Origin of the sequence: Komagataeibacter melomenusus (assembly GCF_013155395.1) — a bacterium.
In the GTDB taxonomy this organism is placed as follows: domain Bacteria; phylum Pseudomonadota; class Alphaproteobacteria; order Acetobacterales; family Acetobacteraceae; genus Komagataeibacter; species Komagataeibacter melomenusus.
In genome coordinates, this window is record NZ_JABJWC010000025.1 from 13,135 (window position 1) to 26,767 (window position 13,633).

14 protein-coding genes and 1 tRNA gene are annotated in these 13,633 nt (G+C 63.6%); 8 read left to right on the forward strand and 7 right to left on the reverse strand.

The annotated features are described in order from the left end of the window. Positions 1–167: 167 nt before the first annotated feature. The 4 genes from HNW77_RS10515 to HNW77_RS10530 form a co-directional block, all read right to left on the reverse strand. The gene (locus tag HNW77_RS10515) at positions 168–1,181 is read right to left on the reverse strand and encodes a trypsin-like peptidase domain-containing protein (RefSeq protein ID WP_172157467.1); all 1,014 of its coding nucleotides are present in this window, start codon (positions 1,179–1,181) and stop codon (positions 168–170) included. Between the two features lie 94 nt (positions 1,182–1,275). Continuing rightward, the gene (locus HNW77_RS10520; RefSeq protein ID WP_241694398.1) at positions 1,276–2,127 is read right to left on the reverse strand and encodes a 23S rRNA (adenine(2030)-N(6))-methyltransferase RlmJ; all 852 of its coding nucleotides are present in this window, start codon (positions 2,125–2,127) and stop codon (positions 1,276–1,278) included. Between the two features lie 104 nt (positions 2,128–2,231). Next, entirely contained in the window at positions 2,232–2,393 is a 162-nt protein-coding gene (locus tag HNW77_RS10525; RefSeq protein WP_172157469.1) for a hypothetical protein, read from the reverse strand. Positions 2,394–2,532: 139 nt separating this feature from the next. Then, positions 2,533–2,703, reverse strand: coding sequence for a hypothetical protein (locus HNW77_RS10530; RefSeq protein ID WP_172157471.1), 171 nt, complete (start codon positions 2,701–2,703; stop codon positions 2,533–2,535). 191 nt (positions 2,704–2,894) lie between these two features. Here HNW77_RS10530 and HNW77_RS10535 point away from each other — a divergent pair, with 191 nt between their 5' ends. The 4 genes from HNW77_RS10535 to HNW77_RS10550 all read left to right on the forward strand — a co-directional run bounded on the left by HNW77_RS10535 (position 2,895) and on the right by HNW77_RS10550 (position 6,142). After that, positions 2,895–4,187, forward strand: coding sequence for a glycoside hydrolase family 68 protein (locus tag HNW77_RS10535; protein WP_172157473.1), 1,293 nt, complete (start codon positions 2,895–2,897; stop codon positions 4,185–4,187). A gap of 57 nt (positions 4,188–4,244) precedes the next feature. Beyond that, positions 4,245–4,487, forward strand: coding sequence for a hypothetical protein (locus HNW77_RS10540; protein WP_241694399.1), 243 nt, complete (start codon positions 4,245–4,247; stop codon positions 4,485–4,487). 108 nt (positions 4,488–4,595) lie between these two features. Continuing rightward, complete coding sequence (locus HNW77_RS10545; protein ID WP_172157475.1) at positions 4,596–5,402, forward strand: hypothetical protein; 807 nt, start codon at positions 4,596–4,598, stop codon at positions 5,400–5,402. A 125-nt stretch (positions 5,403–5,527) separates the two neighbouring features. Further along, entirely contained in the window at positions 5,528–6,142 is a 615-nt protein-coding gene (locus HNW77_RS10550; protein ID WP_172157477.1) for a hypothetical protein, read from the forward strand. A 106-nt stretch (positions 6,143–6,248) separates the two neighbouring features. Here the strand turns inward: HNW77_RS10550 and HNW77_RS10555 are convergent. Beyond that, positions 6,249–6,325, reverse strand: a tRNA-Arg gene (locus HNW77_RS10555). 56 nt (positions 6,326–6,381) lie between these two features. Further along, positions 6,382–7,464 (reverse strand): alpha/beta fold hydrolase, encoded by a 1,083-nt coding sequence (locus HNW77_RS10560; RefSeq protein WP_172157529.1) that lies wholly within the window; start codon positions 7,462–7,464, stop codon positions 6,382–6,384. Positions 7,465–7,540: 76 nt separating this feature from the next. On the opposite strand from HNW77_RS10560, the gene HNW77_RS10565 reads away from it, so the two are divergent. From HNW77_RS10565 to HNW77_RS10580, 4 genes are read left to right on the forward strand one after another with little or no spacing between them, the layout of a single operon-like run. Continuing rightward, positions 7,541–7,756: a zinc-finger domain-containing protein gene (locus tag HNW77_RS10565; RefSeq protein WP_172157531.1), complete on the forward strand. Its 216-nt coding sequence runs from the start codon at positions 7,541–7,543 to the stop codon at positions 7,754–7,756. 14 nt (positions 7,757–7,770) lie between these two features. After that, positions 7,771–10,539 carry a DNA polymerase I gene (gene polA, locus HNW77_RS10570; RefSeq protein WP_172157479.1) on the forward strand — a complete coding sequence of 923 codons (2,769 nt, stop codon included), beginning with the start codon at positions 7,771–7,773 and terminating at the stop codon, positions 10,537–10,539. Further along, positions 10,539–11,168, forward strand: a complete 630-nt coding sequence (locus tag HNW77_RS10575) for an SCO family protein (RefSeq protein WP_172157533.1) — start codon at positions 10,539–10,541, stop codon at positions 11,166–11,168. The genes polA and HNW77_RS10575 overlap by 1 nt, the downstream gene beginning before the upstream one ends. Before the next feature lie 17 nt (positions 11,169–11,185). Beyond that, on the forward strand, positions 11,186–12,868 hold the full coding sequence (locus tag HNW77_RS10580; RefSeq protein ID WP_172157481.1) for an ABC transporter substrate-binding protein: 1,683 nt from the start codon (positions 11,186–11,188) through the stop codon (positions 12,866–12,868). 115 nt (positions 12,869–12,983) lie between these two features. Here HNW77_RS10580 and HNW77_RS10585 read toward each other — a convergent pair whose 3' ends face one another. Further along, positions 12,984–13,433: a DUF2501 domain-containing protein gene (locus tag HNW77_RS10585; RefSeq protein WP_172157483.1), complete on the reverse strand. Its 450-nt coding sequence runs from the start codon at positions 13,431–13,433 to the stop codon at positions 12,984–12,986. Positions 13,434–13,633 lie beyond the last annotated feature (200 nt).

A 13,633-nucleotide genomic window follows, 5' to 3' on the forward strand; every position in this document is an offset into this window, starting at 1 on the left:
CGGCGAAAAAAAGGGGAATATGCCAGATTACGACATTTTGCAGTGTGGAAAATGACTGTAAAACAGAAATATATTTTATGCGCATACATGATATTCCATCCACGAATGCAATTTATACATATATCTTATTGCATGGTGTAAGGAGCGTTCATGCGCATGGCCTGGCGTTACAGGCCGGTCAGGGCGTGCATGGCGGATATCATTTTCTCTGTCCTGGTCGGATTGCTGATCTGGATCTGTCCATGATAGGCGATGCACAGGCCCTCAGGATATCCGAACACATGGACATTGAACCTGTTTTCCGGCGGGGCAAAGGTTGGCTGCAGGTGCAGGATATCCTGCACGCCGGGGCCTGCCACCGGCATGAAAGCGGCGATGGAGCCATGACGGAAGGTTCTGGACTGTATGGTGTTCGCGCCGGTCTCCTGCGTCTCGAATACCTTCAGGATGTTATGGGCGGTCACCTCCGTGGCGAAGGTGTAGTGGTGCGGATGGCTGTCTCCCGCGCCTTCGGCAATGCCAATGACCTGGTTGTGCTCATTGAGCAGCGCCGCCCCGGAGATGCCCGGCATCAGGGCGGCAGGATCGGTAAACCACGCGTACATGATGCCCCTGTAGAGCCGTGGTGCGACTTCGACCCCGCTGATCTTGTCGTACGCGGGCGTGTTGGGCTGTATGTCGAGCAGGACCGCGTTATCACCCTGCACGCCGGGCACGCCGGAGTCAGGCTCCTGCGCCAGGCGGCTTTCTGACAGGATGGTGGCCGGGGTCTGCTTTGCATCGCCAAGTTTGTGGCCAAACTGGTCAAAAACATAAATTTTGCCATGCTCGCGCAAGGCATGCTGCGTGACGTGCCGTATTGTCAGGATACGGTCATGCCCTTGGGGCGTGCGGCTGTCGCGCAGGATAATGCCCGACCCGCTGATATCGTTCTGGCCATTGGGCAGGGCCACGTAAAGGTACACGGTGGCCTCCAGCGCCACGCGCTCGCTTTCTGGCACGCGCTGCCCGTCAAAACACGAATGCGCCGCCACGATACCCGGCCCGCTCTGATGCGCCATATCCTTGTAGGCAATGACAAACGGGCCAAGTCTGTGCGCAATGGCCACGCTCACGTAGTACAAGACGATGACAATCCACGGCAGCCAGTGCCACCGTTCGCGTAAGAAGCGCCGGATCATGTCATGTCAGTGCGGCAGGCAGGGAACATGAACCCCATACTATCACGCGGGCGTGATCTCAGCCACAGGGCATGACACCGTGCCGCCTTGCGGGTTATTCCCCCACGATCCATTCCACGCTGCCCTCTGCCTGCCCATCGCCAAGATACGGGCACAGGGCGGCGAGAATGGCCTGCGCCTCGTCCTCGAAGTGGAAGGGCGGGTTGGCGATAAGCAGCCCGCTGCCATTGAGGCGGGTCGGGTCGAGCGGGGGGCGCAGGGTCAGCTCAATCGCCAGCAGCTTGCGCTGGCCTGCATCCTTCAGCCCGTTCATGAAGGCCCGCACCGGCGCGCGGTGCTTGATGGGATACCACGCCGCCACGATCCCGGCCGCAAAGCGCCTGCGTGCTGTCATGATGGCCCGGGCCAGGCGGGCAAATTCATCCCGGTCCTCAAAGGGCGGGTCCATCAGCACCAGCCCGCGCTTTGCCTGCCGGGGCGGCAGTAGCGCGGTGATGGCCTGATAGCCATCACGGCCATGCACCGAAACCTGCGGATTGTGGCGGAACAGCCGCCGCAGGTCATGCTGGTCCTCCGGGTGGTGTTCGCAACAGGTCAGCGTATCATCGGGGCGCAGCAGGCGGGCGATGATTTCGGGCGAGCCGGGATAGAACAGCCGCCCCTCATGCGCGTGCATGACCGCGCGCACGATGTCGAGCCAGGGGCCAAGGGCGGCCTGTTGTGCAATGCTCAGCGGGGCTTCGAGCAGGCGGCCGATGCCCTCGCGCCACTCGCCCGTGGCCTGGGCCTGCGGGCCGGACAGGTCATACAGGCCGATACCGGCATGCGTATCGAGTACGGAAAAAGCAGACGGCTTGCGGCACAGTGCCCTGATCAGGGCCACAAGCAGGGCGTGTTTCATGACATCGGCAAAGTTGCCGGCATGATAGCTGTGTCTGTAATTCAAGTCTGTCCTGCCAAGATGCGCTCACGGGCCTGCCTGCCGTGTCGCGGCAAGCGTTATCGTGCTTTAGGGCCGCCTGTCCATCCCGGCCTGAGGCCGCAGGCAGCCTAGCGCAGGAAGTAAGCCACCAGCGCCCACAGGGGCAGGGCCATCAGCAGGCTGAAAAAGATGGCGCTTGCAGCCGAATACCGGCGGCGGGCAGGGGCAGGGATGGGCTGGGCAGCGGGTTGGGAAACCGTCTGTGTCAGAGCGATACCATCAAACGACATGCGCTTAGGGCCTTGAAACTGAATGGAAGGGGATAAAAACGCCCCCAATTATGGAGCATCACCACAATCCTGCCTTAAAAATAACATGATCTCCTGTCAATCAATTTCACTTAAACTGTGGCCCGTATTATCACCCGCATCAGTGCGGTAGGCTGAAAAAGCGGGCATTAACAGACGTTTCCACAAAATCCATGGGGTCCATCGCCTGCGGGTTGCCGCCTGCTGCGCCGGTACGCGACGATAAGCCTGAGAAAAAACCGGCCCGCATGATCCGCCATGATGTGTCGTGCTGCATGCCCTGAAATTTCATGGGCGGCCGCACGCTTTCTTTTGCTGCCTGCATGCCCGCGGCCTATATTTCCTTATGTCAGGAGCGACAAGACAGCGCGATTACCCTGGCACATGAAAGTATAATGGCATGAATAATGCATTATACGGAACAAATACCTGCATATAAATACATCAGGGCCAGTCATCCTGCCCTGCTGAGAGGATCAGATCATGGTTTCCTCCAATGCACGCCTTCCGTCCGCCTGGACCATCGCCGATGCGCTCAAGGTGCATGCCGATGACCCCACCACCACCATGCCCGTCATCGCCCAGGATTTTCCCGTTATTGATGATGCCCTGTGGCAGTGGGACACCGGCGCCCTGCGCCGCATCACGGGCGAGACGGTCACCTTCAAGGGCTGGTACGTCATGTGGTCGCTCGTTGCCGAACGCGCGCAGACAGGTGACGACGCTGCCGGCTGGCACAACCGCAACGCCTTCGCCTTTATTGGCTATTACTACAGCCGCAATGGCATTGACTGGACCTTTGGCGGCCGCCTGCTCAATACCAGCGCCGACCTGCGGCCCGATGAATGGTCGGGCAGCCTGATCATGCGCCAGGGCAGCGAGAATGTGGTCGACATGTTCTATACCTCCGTCAACACGGATGTGAACCAGAGCGTGCCGTCCGTTTCCACCGGCACGATCCATGCCGATGACAGCGGCGTCTGGTTCGAAGGCTTCACGGCCACGACCGAGATGTTCTCGGCCGACGGACTGCATTACGCCAATGCTTCCCAGGACCCGTATTTCGACTTCCGTGACCCGCACCCCTTCATCAACCCCGCCGACGGACAGGTCTACTGCCTGTTTGAAGGCAACGTGCCGGGCATGCGTGGCGACTTTGTCATCACCGACCGCGAGGCAGGCCACCTGCCGCCGGGCTACACCGTAGGCGAAGGGGCAGGCTATGGCGCCGCCGCCATCGGCATTGCGCGGCTGGTTTCCTCCTACGCGCAGGGTGATTTCTCGCGCTGGGAAATGCTGCCCGCCCTGGTCACCGCCCTGGGGGTGAACGACCAGACCGAACGGCCGCATGTCGTGTTCCACAACGGGCTGACCTACCTGTTCACCATCAGCCACCATTCCACCTATACCGGCGGGCTGGAAGGGCCGGACGGGGTGTACGGGTTCGTGTCGCGCCACGGCATTTTTGGCCCCTATACGCCGCTGAACAGTTCGGGGCTGGTGCTGGGCAACCCGTCCTCCGCGCCATACGAGACCTACAGCCACTTTGTCGACCCGATGGGCTACGTGCAGTCCTTCATCGACACGCTGCCTGCCCCCGGCACCGACCCGCAGGCCCCCGCAACCTACCGTATTGGCGGCACGCTCGCCCCCACGGTGCGCATTGTACTGGAGGATGACCGCACCTTCCTGACCGAGGTGCATGATTACGGGCAGATCTTCGCCTTTGACGAATGGGCCGCAAGCAACCAGCCCGACCCGCGTCCCGCCACCTGACACCAGCCATTGGGGAGGCCGCCATGCAAGGCGGCCTCCCTGCCGGAACCATGCGTCATGGACACCATGCTCACGACCCAGACCATCCTCTCCCTCCTGCCCGCCCGGTATGCCGCGGATGCGGTTGTCATCTTCTCCTTTCTCATTTCCGGCTGTGCGCTCGTCGCGCGTTTCTGGCGGCCGCCTGCAGCCGGGTCGAAATGGGTGGTCGTATGGACCCTTGTGACCGCCATGGCGCAACTGCGTGGCTGGAACAGGCCTGCCGACAGGAAAAGTGATGCAGCGGACAAGAAACCGTAAAGACGTTTCTGCTGAAGCTTTTTTCAAAAAGCTTCAGAAAAATACAGCCTTTTTGAAAAAAGGCATCTGCCAGAAAATTTTATCATTTTTCATCAATGCAGGGCGAAAATGATGCTGCGCAAACTTGGCTGCCGCCCCGCCCAAAGGCGTGCGCGCCAGCCCATGCTCACAACCATGCGGGGGTTCATGGCCCGTCGCGCACCGCAGCACCTGATCCGTGACAGCATTGACCCTGCTCCCCTCATGCTGGGCAATGATGTGCTGGGCGACTGCACGGCAGCGGGCATAGGCAACCATATCCGCGCCACCGCGGCCTTGGCAGGCTATCAGGTGGCGGTGGATACGCCTGATGCCGTGCGGTTCTATGCGCTTTCCACCGGGTATGTGCCCGGCCACCCGGCCACCGATCGGGGCGGGGTGGAAGTGGATGTGCTGACCACCGCCCTGCAACAGGGCTACGCGCTGGCGCGGCAGACCCTGTTTCCACTCTGGGGCACGCTGGAGCCTGCCGACCTCAATGCCATCCGTAACGTCACGGCGGGGCTGTCGGCGGCCTATCTGGGCGTGCGGCTTGCCGTGGCGGATATGTGGACCGACGCTGTCGGCAACCCACCGCCATTATGGGACACCCCGACCCCTGCGGCGCGCGGCGATCCCACCCCCGGCAGCGCGGGCGGCCACTGCCTGCTGTTATGGGACTATACCGGCACGACCGACACGGATGTGGTGACGCTGTTGACATGGGGCACGCGGCAGAAGGCAACATGGCGCTGGGTGCGCTCACGCCTCATGGAAGCCCATGGCCTGGCCTGGCGGCAACTGCTGCCTGCGGGTGCCCTCAGCCCCACCCACCAGGACTGGGATGCGCTGGTCAGCGCCAATGAAGCCTATCTGGCCGGGCCGGAGGCGGTGTGAACTGAAAAAAAGTTTCTGGTGAAGATTTTTTCAAAAAAGCTTCGGAATAACGCCATCTTTTTGAAAAAAGGCGGCACAAAAAAATCCCATTTCTTCAATATGACTGCTGGAATCTGCAATAAATCATGAAATTACTTTCGTATTTACTGCTTCTCGCAGTGTGCCTGTGGGGCTGTGCGCAGGGCAGGCCCGTGCAGACAACCATCCCCGCCGCCATGGCCGGGCTTGAAACCACGCTGGGGCAGGCGGGCATTGTGTCCGTCTCGCATCCTGCCAACTGGTTGCCAGGGCAGGCCGCGCGCTTTGCCGCCGCCATCCGGACCGCCCAGTGCCGACAGCACGTGGCGGACCCCGTTATCGGCGCGATTGTGGGGGATGTGACGCTCCAGTTATCGGGCAGTTTTACGCAGGGCGGGCAGTTTAGCGTGGGCGCACTGACCGCCTCGCCCACCTTTGGCATTGCTGCGGATGCAAGCAGGACCACCAGCCAGCAGGTCAGCCTGCCGGTCTCCTACGCAGCGCTTTCCTCCATGCCGGAGGTGGAAATGGCGCGGCAGGCGACTTATGAAACCGCCCTGCTTGGCCAGAACGACGCCATACGCCACACCGCGGCCACGCGCCTGCTGGCCGAGCGCGATGCCTTGCGGCAGGTCACCGATGGGCTGATTCAGTCATGGCGCGCGGATGACTGCGCGCCTGCCCCGCAGCCGCTCCGGCCTTTTGCCACGCTGCGGCGATAAAAGACCGCGTCTTCTGAAGCTTGTTGAAAACAGCTTTACCAAAAACTTTTACCTGATGGCAAAATGATCGGACAGGCCGCAGGTCTGCATGATTTTATGAAGTCAATGGCGGACTCGAAAGGATTCGAACCTTCGACCTTCGCCTTCGGAGGGCGACGCTCTATCCAGCTGAGCTACGAGTCCACTCACGTCTGCATACATCGCCATTGGGTGGAACGCCAGCCCCCAATCGGTAAAAATCATCGTGGTGCGATCGCGTCCATCCGTCCGGGCAGGATGGGCAGTGGGGTGTCGTGGCCTGCGGGTTCGGCCATCCATGCCGCCGCCGCCGCATCCCCGCCCGAGGGCAGGAAGCGCTCGGGGTGCAGGATCCAGCCGGTCATGTCCGCCGTCACCTTCTCGCCTGCCCGCCCGCGGGTGAGCAGGTGGTAGCCGTTGGGGATGTAATCCAGCCTTGTGCCCGCGGGCATGTGCCGCCATGCCCGCGCCATGGCGGCAGCGGGCACGATCTGGTCGCACCCGCCATAGACCACCAGCACGGGGCCATGCATGCGGGCGCTGGCATGGGCGGCCTGGTGCATGAGGTCGGTCAGCCCGGCCAGGGCCGTGGTTGCGGTGTCGCGCAGGGTCAGCGGGTCGTAATACAGGCGGGCCAGGGCAAGCTGGTCGTCGGCTGCGGTCACGTGTACGGGGAGTTCACGCCCGCTCAGCCGCCAGCGCGGGGCCATGGCCGCCATGAGGTGGGTGGTCAGGCGCGCGCCTGCGTCCAGATCCCACAACGCCGGGGCCAGCAGGATCGTGCCTGCCACCGGCGGCGCGTCAGGCCCGGCCGCCATGACGGCCGCCAGCGCGCCGCCCATGCTCTCGCCCATGATGTAAAGCGGCACGCCGGGGTGTTCACGTCCGATACTGGTGACCAGAGTGCTGACCGTGCGGCGCAGCGCGTCCGTGCCCACCCAGCCGCCGCGTGCCTGTGTCTGGCCAAAGCCGGGCAGGTCGGGGGCGACCACGCTCAGCCCGGCGGCATTGAGCGCCGGGGCCGGGCGCTCCCACGCATCGCGGCTGTCATTGAAGCCGTGCAGCGCCAGGATCACCGCGCGTTCCGGCCCATGGGCGGGCCAGAGGCGCAGCGGCACGGCACCCACGCCCGCAATATCCACCACGCGGTCAGGCGGTATGAGGCGGGCAAGTTCGGCATGCCGCGCGGGCGGCGTGGGGGCCGGGGCCTCGTGGGTGGCGCAGGCGGTCAACATCACAAAAAGCGCTGGATAAAGCAGGCGTGACAGGCGAATGTTTGAAAGCACGGCAATCCTGCGTATCATCATGGGCCAGCGCATGGCCCATCCATCGGGCGCGCCATGCAAATCCAAGCCGGACAACAACCCGAGGCCGATCAGAATGCAAGCCCTGTCCCACGATCCCGCACCGCACCCCCGCCTGGGCACGATTGAAACCATCGTGGTCGATTCGCGCACCCTGTCCTGTGATGGTGGCCTCGGCGCGCTCGGCCACCCGCGCGTGTTCCTGCGCATCGCCCATCACCAGACCTTCTGCCCCTACTGCTCCCGCCTGTTCGTGCTCAACCCCGATGCACCGGCGGGTGACGCGCACTGACCGCTCCTGCATCCATGTCCAGCGACACGCCGCTTCACCTGATCCTGGTGGATGGCTCGGGATATATCTTCCGTGCCTTCCACGCCCTGCCGCCCATGACCAGCCCCGATGGCACGCCCGTCAATGCGGTGTATGGCTTTACCAACATGCTCTCGCGCCTCCTGCGCGAGCATGCGGGCACCCATCTTGCGGTCATATTCGATGCGGGCCGCCATACCTTCCGCAATGACCTGTATGGCGAATACAAGGCCCACCGCCCCGAACCGCCCGAGGAACTGCGCCCGCAGTTCAGCCTCGTGCGCGATGCGACCGCAGCCTTTGGCGTGCCCGCCATCGAGCAGGCAGGCTGGGAAGCCGATGACCTGATCGCAGCCTATGCCCGCCAGGCCACCGATGCGGGCGGGCAGTGCACCATCTATTCCTCCGACAAGGACCTGATGCAGCTCATCCGCCCCGGCGTGATGATGATGGACCCGATCAAGAACCGCCCGATCGGACCGAAGGAAGTTGAAGCGAAATTTGGCGTCACCCCGGACCACGTGGCCGAGGTGCAGGCCCTGATCGGCGACCCGGTGGACAACGTGCCCGGCGTGCCCGGAATCGGCCCCAAGACCGCCTCGGCCCTGATGGCGGAATATGGCTCGCTCGAGGCCATTCTGGCAGGTGCCGAGGGCATGAAGCCGTCCAAGCGGCGCGAGAACCTGCTGGCCCATGCCGACATGGCCCGCCTGTCCTACAAACTCGTCACGCTGTGCGAGGACGCGCCATGCCCCGAGCCACTGGCCGATCTGGGCTGCTGCGATGTGGACATGGAGCGGCTGGGCGCATGGCTGTCGGATATGGGGTTTTCATCGCTGTTGCAGCGCATGGGGCTCAAGGCAAAACCGCGCCCGCGCCTGTCGGCGCATGACACGCTGGCGGCAGCCCCGGTGGCCCCGCGCCCGCCCTTTCCGCCCGAGCCTTATGGCCCCTACATCACCGTGACCGATCCCGAGGCGCTGCGGGAATGGGTCAGCGAGGCCCGTACCAGCGGCGTATGCGCGGTCGATACCGAAACCGACGGGCTTGACCCGCTCACGGCACCACTCGTGGGCATCTCGCTTGCGCCGCGCTGCGGGCGGGCGTGTTATATTCCGCTGGGCCATCAGGTTGACCTGATGGACAGCGCGGGCGCGCCCCAGATGCAGGTGCAGGCCGCGCTGGAAATCCTCGAGCCGCTATTTGCCGACCCGTCGGTGCTCAAGGTGTTCCAGAACGCCAAGTTCGACCTGCTGGTGCTCACCCAGGCAGGCAGCGTGCAGCCGGCCCCGATCGATGACACCATGCTGATCTCGTATGCGCAGTCCGCAGGCCAGCACGGGCAGGGGATGGATGAGCTTTCACGCCTGACCCTCGACCACACGCCCATCCCTTATGATGAAGTGACCGGCACGGGCCGCAAGCGGGTCGTGTTCTCGCAGGTGGCGATTGACCGCGCCACGCCGTACGCGGCGGAAGATGCGGATGTGACCCTGCGCCTGTGGCAGGTGCTCAAACCACAGTTGCGCACCAACACGGCGCTGGCGCTGTATGAGGAAATGGAGCGCCCGCTGGTGCCCATCCTGGCCGATATGGAGCGGGCGGGCATCAAGGTCGATGCCGATGACCTGCGCGCCATGTCCACCGAGTTCGCGGGCCGCATGGGGGTGATCGAGGCCGAGATTCACAAGCTGGCCGGGCGTGACTTCAATGTCGGCTCCCCCAAGCAACTGGGCGAGATCCTGTTTGACGAGATGGGCCTGCCCGGCGGCAAGCGCACCAAGGCGGGCGCGTGGGGCACGGATTCGGCGGTGTTGCAGGACCTGGCCGATCAGGGCCACGACCTGCCCGCGCGCATTCTGGCCTGGCGGCAACTGGCCAAGCTCAAGAGCACCTATGCCGATGCGCTGCTCAACCAGATCAACCCCGCCACGGGGCGCGTGCACACCTCGTTCCAGATGGCGGTCACGACAACGGGCCGCCTGTCATCGAACGACCCCAACCTGCAGAACATCCCCATCCGCACGGAGGAGGGCGGGCGCATCCGCCGCGCCTTTGTGGCTGAACCGGGGCATGTGCTGGTCTCGGCCGATTATTCACAGATCGAGCTGCGGCTGCTGGCTGACGTGGCGGATATTCCTGCGTTGCGGGAGGCGTTCGAACTGCGGCAGGACATCCATGCCCGCACGGCCTCCGAGGTGTTCGGCATCCCGCTTGAGGGCATGGACCCGCTGACCCGCAGGCGCGCCAAGGCCATCAATTTCGGCATCATCTACGGCATCAGCGCCTTCGGGCTGAGCCGCCAGCTTGGCATCTCTCCTGGCGAGGCACGGGGGTATATCGACGCCTATTTCGCCCGCTATCCCGGCATCCGCGATTACATGGAACGCGTGAAGGCGGAGGCGCGCAAGAACGGCTATGTCACCACGCCATTCGGCCGCCGCTGCTTTGTGCCGGGCATTGCCGACAAGAGCGCCGTGCGCCGCAACTATGCCGAACGCCAGGCCATCAACGCCCCGCTGCAGGGCGGTGCCGCTGACATCATCAAACGCGCCATGGTGCGAATTCCTGCTGCCCTGTCCGATGCGGGGCTTGACGGACGCATGCTCCTTCAGGTCCATGACGAACTTGTGTTCGAGGTGCGCAAGGATGATGCCGATCGTCTGGCAGCCCTCGTCAAACAGGTCATGGAATCCGCGGCGGCCCTGTCGGTGCCTCTGGTCGTGGAAACCGGGACCGGAACGAACTGGGCAGATGCACATTGATAATGCGAAATGAACGGGACCGGTTTTTCGTGCTGGTCGGGTTTGCCATCCTGGTGGTCTCCTCGATCGCGGGGTATTTCGGCTATCGTTATTCCGACAGCGCGCCGGTACCGCTGACAACCTATGGCAACCCGGTTGGCGGGTCGTTCAGGCTGATCAACGGGGCGGATGGCTCGGTGCTTGATACCGACTTCCGCGGCCGGTGGATGCTGATCTATTTTGGCGATACCCACTGCCCCGATGATGTGTGCGGCGCCACCGTCAAGGCCATGGCCGAGGGCGTGGAAGCGCTGGGCCACGACCGCGCGCGGCTGGCCGTGCCCATCTTCATCACGCTCGACCCCATGCGCGACAACTCCGACGTGCTGCGCACCTATGCCCTGCGCTATGGCTCGCATGTAACGGTCATGACCGGCTCGCCCAAGATGATCCAGGCCGTGGCCAAGGAGTATCATGCCCCCTATGTGCGCCGTGATGGCGCCAATGGGGATTACAGCATGGAGCCTGCCAGCCAGATCGTGATCATGTCGCCCACCGGGCGTTATGAGGGCAGCCTGCCCGCTACCGCCACGGCAGCCGACATTACGGCCCGCATGACGGAACTCATGTCGCCCGCGGCGCATCACTGAACCGGGTGGGCCAGCGCATGCGGGCAGTGTGGCACAGGCTGGGCCTCGTGGCGTTCATGCTGGGCGGCCTGCATGCGCTGCCCGCGGCGGGGCTGGCACAGGGCACGGGCAGCCCCCATCGCGGGGGCACCCTGCGGCTGACGGCGGCGAGTGCTTCAGGCACGCTCGATCCGCAGATCAGCTACACCAGCCAGTACATGCAGCTTGCCACGGTCATTTATGACGGGCTGCTCACCTACCCCAAGCTGGAGGGGCCGGCAGGCAACCAGGTGGTGCCTGACCTGGCCGAGGCCATGCCCGCGCCGCTTGATGGCGGGCGCACATGGGTGTTCACCCTGCGTGAAGGCATCCGTTTCTCAGATGGCGCGCCGGTTACGGTGGAGGATGTGGCAGCCTCCCTGCGGCGCATCTTCAAGGTGGGCACGCCTACGGCGGGCTCGTTTTACGGCGCCATAGTGGGGGCGGATGCCTGCCTGCGTAATAGTGCACACTGCACGCTGCAAGGCGGGGTGGAAACCGACCCCGCCACCCGCCGCATCACCATCCGCCTGACCGGGCCGGACTCGGAGTTTCCGCAAAAACTCGCTTTCGGCCATGCTTCCATCCTGCCCGCGTCAACGCCCGCGCATGATCTGGGTAATGTGGCCGCCCCCGGCACGGGGCCGTATCACATCGTATCCTCCGATCCTGAGCGCGGGCTGGTGCTGGAACGCAATCCCTATTTTCATGAATGGAGCGAGGCGGCGCAGCCTGATGGGTATGTGGACCGCATCGTCTATGATTTCGGCCTGTCGGAAGAAGATGCGGTCACGGCTGTCGAGCGCGGGCAGTATGACTGGATGGCGGGCCTCAAGCCGCTTGACCGGCTGGGCGAGATCGGCAGCCGCTACACGGCGCAGGTGCATGTCTCCCCGCTTTATGGCCTGATCTTCCTGCCGATGAACGTCAACATCCCGCCCTTTGACCAGCTCAAGGCGCGCGAGGCCGTAAACTACGCGCTTGACCGCCGCGCCATGACCATTCTGTACGGCGGGTCGGGCATTGCCACCCCGCTGTGCCGCATGGTGCCCCCCGGCCTGCTGCCCGGTGATGGCGCGTGTGCCTGGACGCGCGGCGCCGACCCTGACCATCCTTTAACGCCCTGGGCGCACCCCGACCTGCAACGTGCCCGCCAGCTTGTGCGTGAAAGCGGCACGGCGGGCATGGATGTGACCCTGATCGTGCCCGCTACCGCCATGTATGTGAGCATGGGCACCTACCTGCGCGACATGCTCGAGGCGATCGGCTACCACGCGCGCCTGCACCCGCTCTCGCCTGCCATGGAGGGCAATTACGCCGCCAATACCGCCAACCATGTGCAGATCAGCCTGCTGGGATGGTACGCGGATTACGCCTCGCCCTCCAACTTTCTCGACACATTGTTCGGCTGCGAGAACTTCCATCCCGGTTCCGACAGTTCCATCAACATGTCCGGCCTGTGCGATGCGGTAATGCAGGGGCTCGTGGCGCGTATCCGCAGCGAACCCGACCCGCAGGCGGCCCTGGCGCTCTGGGGGCAGGTAGATGACCGCATCACCCGCCTTGCCCCTGCCGCCCCCATGATCAGCACGCGCTATGTCGATCTCGTCTCGCCCCGGCTGGGCCATTACTTTGTAACCAGCCTGTACCACATGGCGTTTTCTCGCGTGTGGGTGCAGTAAGGACGATACTGGATAAAAGTTTCTGGGTGCCGCCTTCATTCAAACAGGCTCTCAAACACAAAACCCCGCCGGATAACCGGCGGGGCCTGTAAAACGGGGCGATAGGCCGCGTTGATCAGAGCATGGACTTCGCGCGGGCTTCCACCTTGGCGCAGGCCTGCTTGCGGATGTCGGTCGAGGCATCCTCGAGCGAGATGGGGGCCTTGCCACCCACCTTCAGCAGGCCGGTCGAGCCATCGGCGTAGGACATGTTGCCCTTCTGGTTGGATGGCACGTCGTTGGTCTTCTTGTTGAAGGCGGCCAGCACCGGCCATGCCTCGGCAGCAGTCAGGTAGTTGGACTGGATGCAGTAGTTCATGATGCCACCGAGATCGGCGGGCTTGGCGGAGGCAACGGCGGAGTACACCGTATCAGCCGAGAGCGAACCCGGCTTGATCTGCTCGACCTGATTGGCCACACCGGCGCCCGTGGGCGGCGAAACTTCAGCGGCATGGGCCGCAAGCGGTGCTGCGGCCAGCAGGGTTGCGAAGGCACTGGCGGACAGGACGCGACCGAACGACACCATTTCATTATTCCTTGCACTGTTCATCAGGTGGGCACGGCAAGCGCCCACTCATTTGTGAATCTATGTGTCAGGCATAACACGATGCGCGCGCGCCACACCCCTGCGGCGGATATGTCAGGCATTCGTCTTTTCGATATATAGCGCCCTTGTCATGCGCTTCATGCGCCATAAACCCCTGTTGTCAGCCGGTATTGCCCCGC

Bases quoted from the DNA above. Each gene is read 5' to 3' on its own strand.
- HNW77_RS10515 (WP_172157467.1), bottom strand. From the start codon at position 1,181: ATGATCCGGCGCTTCTTACGCGAACGGTGGCACTGGCTGCCGTGGATT.
- HNW77_RS10525 (WP_172157469.1), bottom strand. From the start codon at position 2,393: ATGTCGTTTGATGGTATCGCTCTGACACAGACGGTTTCCCAACCCGCT.
- HNW77_RS10530 (WP_172157471.1), bottom strand. From the start codon at position 2,703: ATGAAATTTCAGGGCATGCAGCACGACACATCATGGCGGATCATGCGG.
- HNW77_RS10535 (WP_172157473.1), top strand. From the start codon at position 2,895: ATGGTTTCCTCCAATGCACGCCTTCCGTCCGCCTGGACCATCGCCGAT.
- HNW77_RS10540 (WP_241694399.1), top strand. From the start codon at position 4,245: ATGGACACCATGCTCACGACCCAGACCATCCTCTCCCTCCTGCCCGCC.
- HNW77_RS10545 (WP_172157475.1), top strand. From the start codon at position 4,596: ATGATGCTGCGCAAACTTGGCTGCCGCCCCGCCCAAAGGCGTGCGCGC.
- HNW77_RS10550 (WP_172157477.1), top strand. From the start codon at position 5,528: ATGAAATTACTTTCGTATTTACTGCTTCTCGCAGTGTGCCTGTGGGGC.
- HNW77_RS10560 (WP_172157529.1), bottom strand. From the start codon at position 7,464: ATGATACGCAGGATTGCCGTGCTTTCAAACATTCGCCTGTCACGCCTG.
- HNW77_RS10565 (WP_172157531.1), top strand. From the start codon at position 7,541: ATGCAAGCCCTGTCCCACGATCCCGCACCGCACCCCCGCCTGGGCACG.
- polA (WP_172157479.1), top strand. From the start codon at position 7,771: ATGTCCAGCGACACGCCGCTTCACCTGATCCTGGTGGATGGCTCGGGA.
- HNW77_RS10580 (WP_172157481.1), top strand. From the start codon at position 11,186: ATGCGGGCAGTGTGGCACAGGCTGGGCCTCGTGGCGTTCATGCTGGGC.
- HNW77_RS10585 (WP_172157483.1), bottom strand. From the start codon at position 13,433: ATGGTGTCGTTCGGTCGCGTCCTGTCCGCCAGTGCCTTCGCAACCCTG.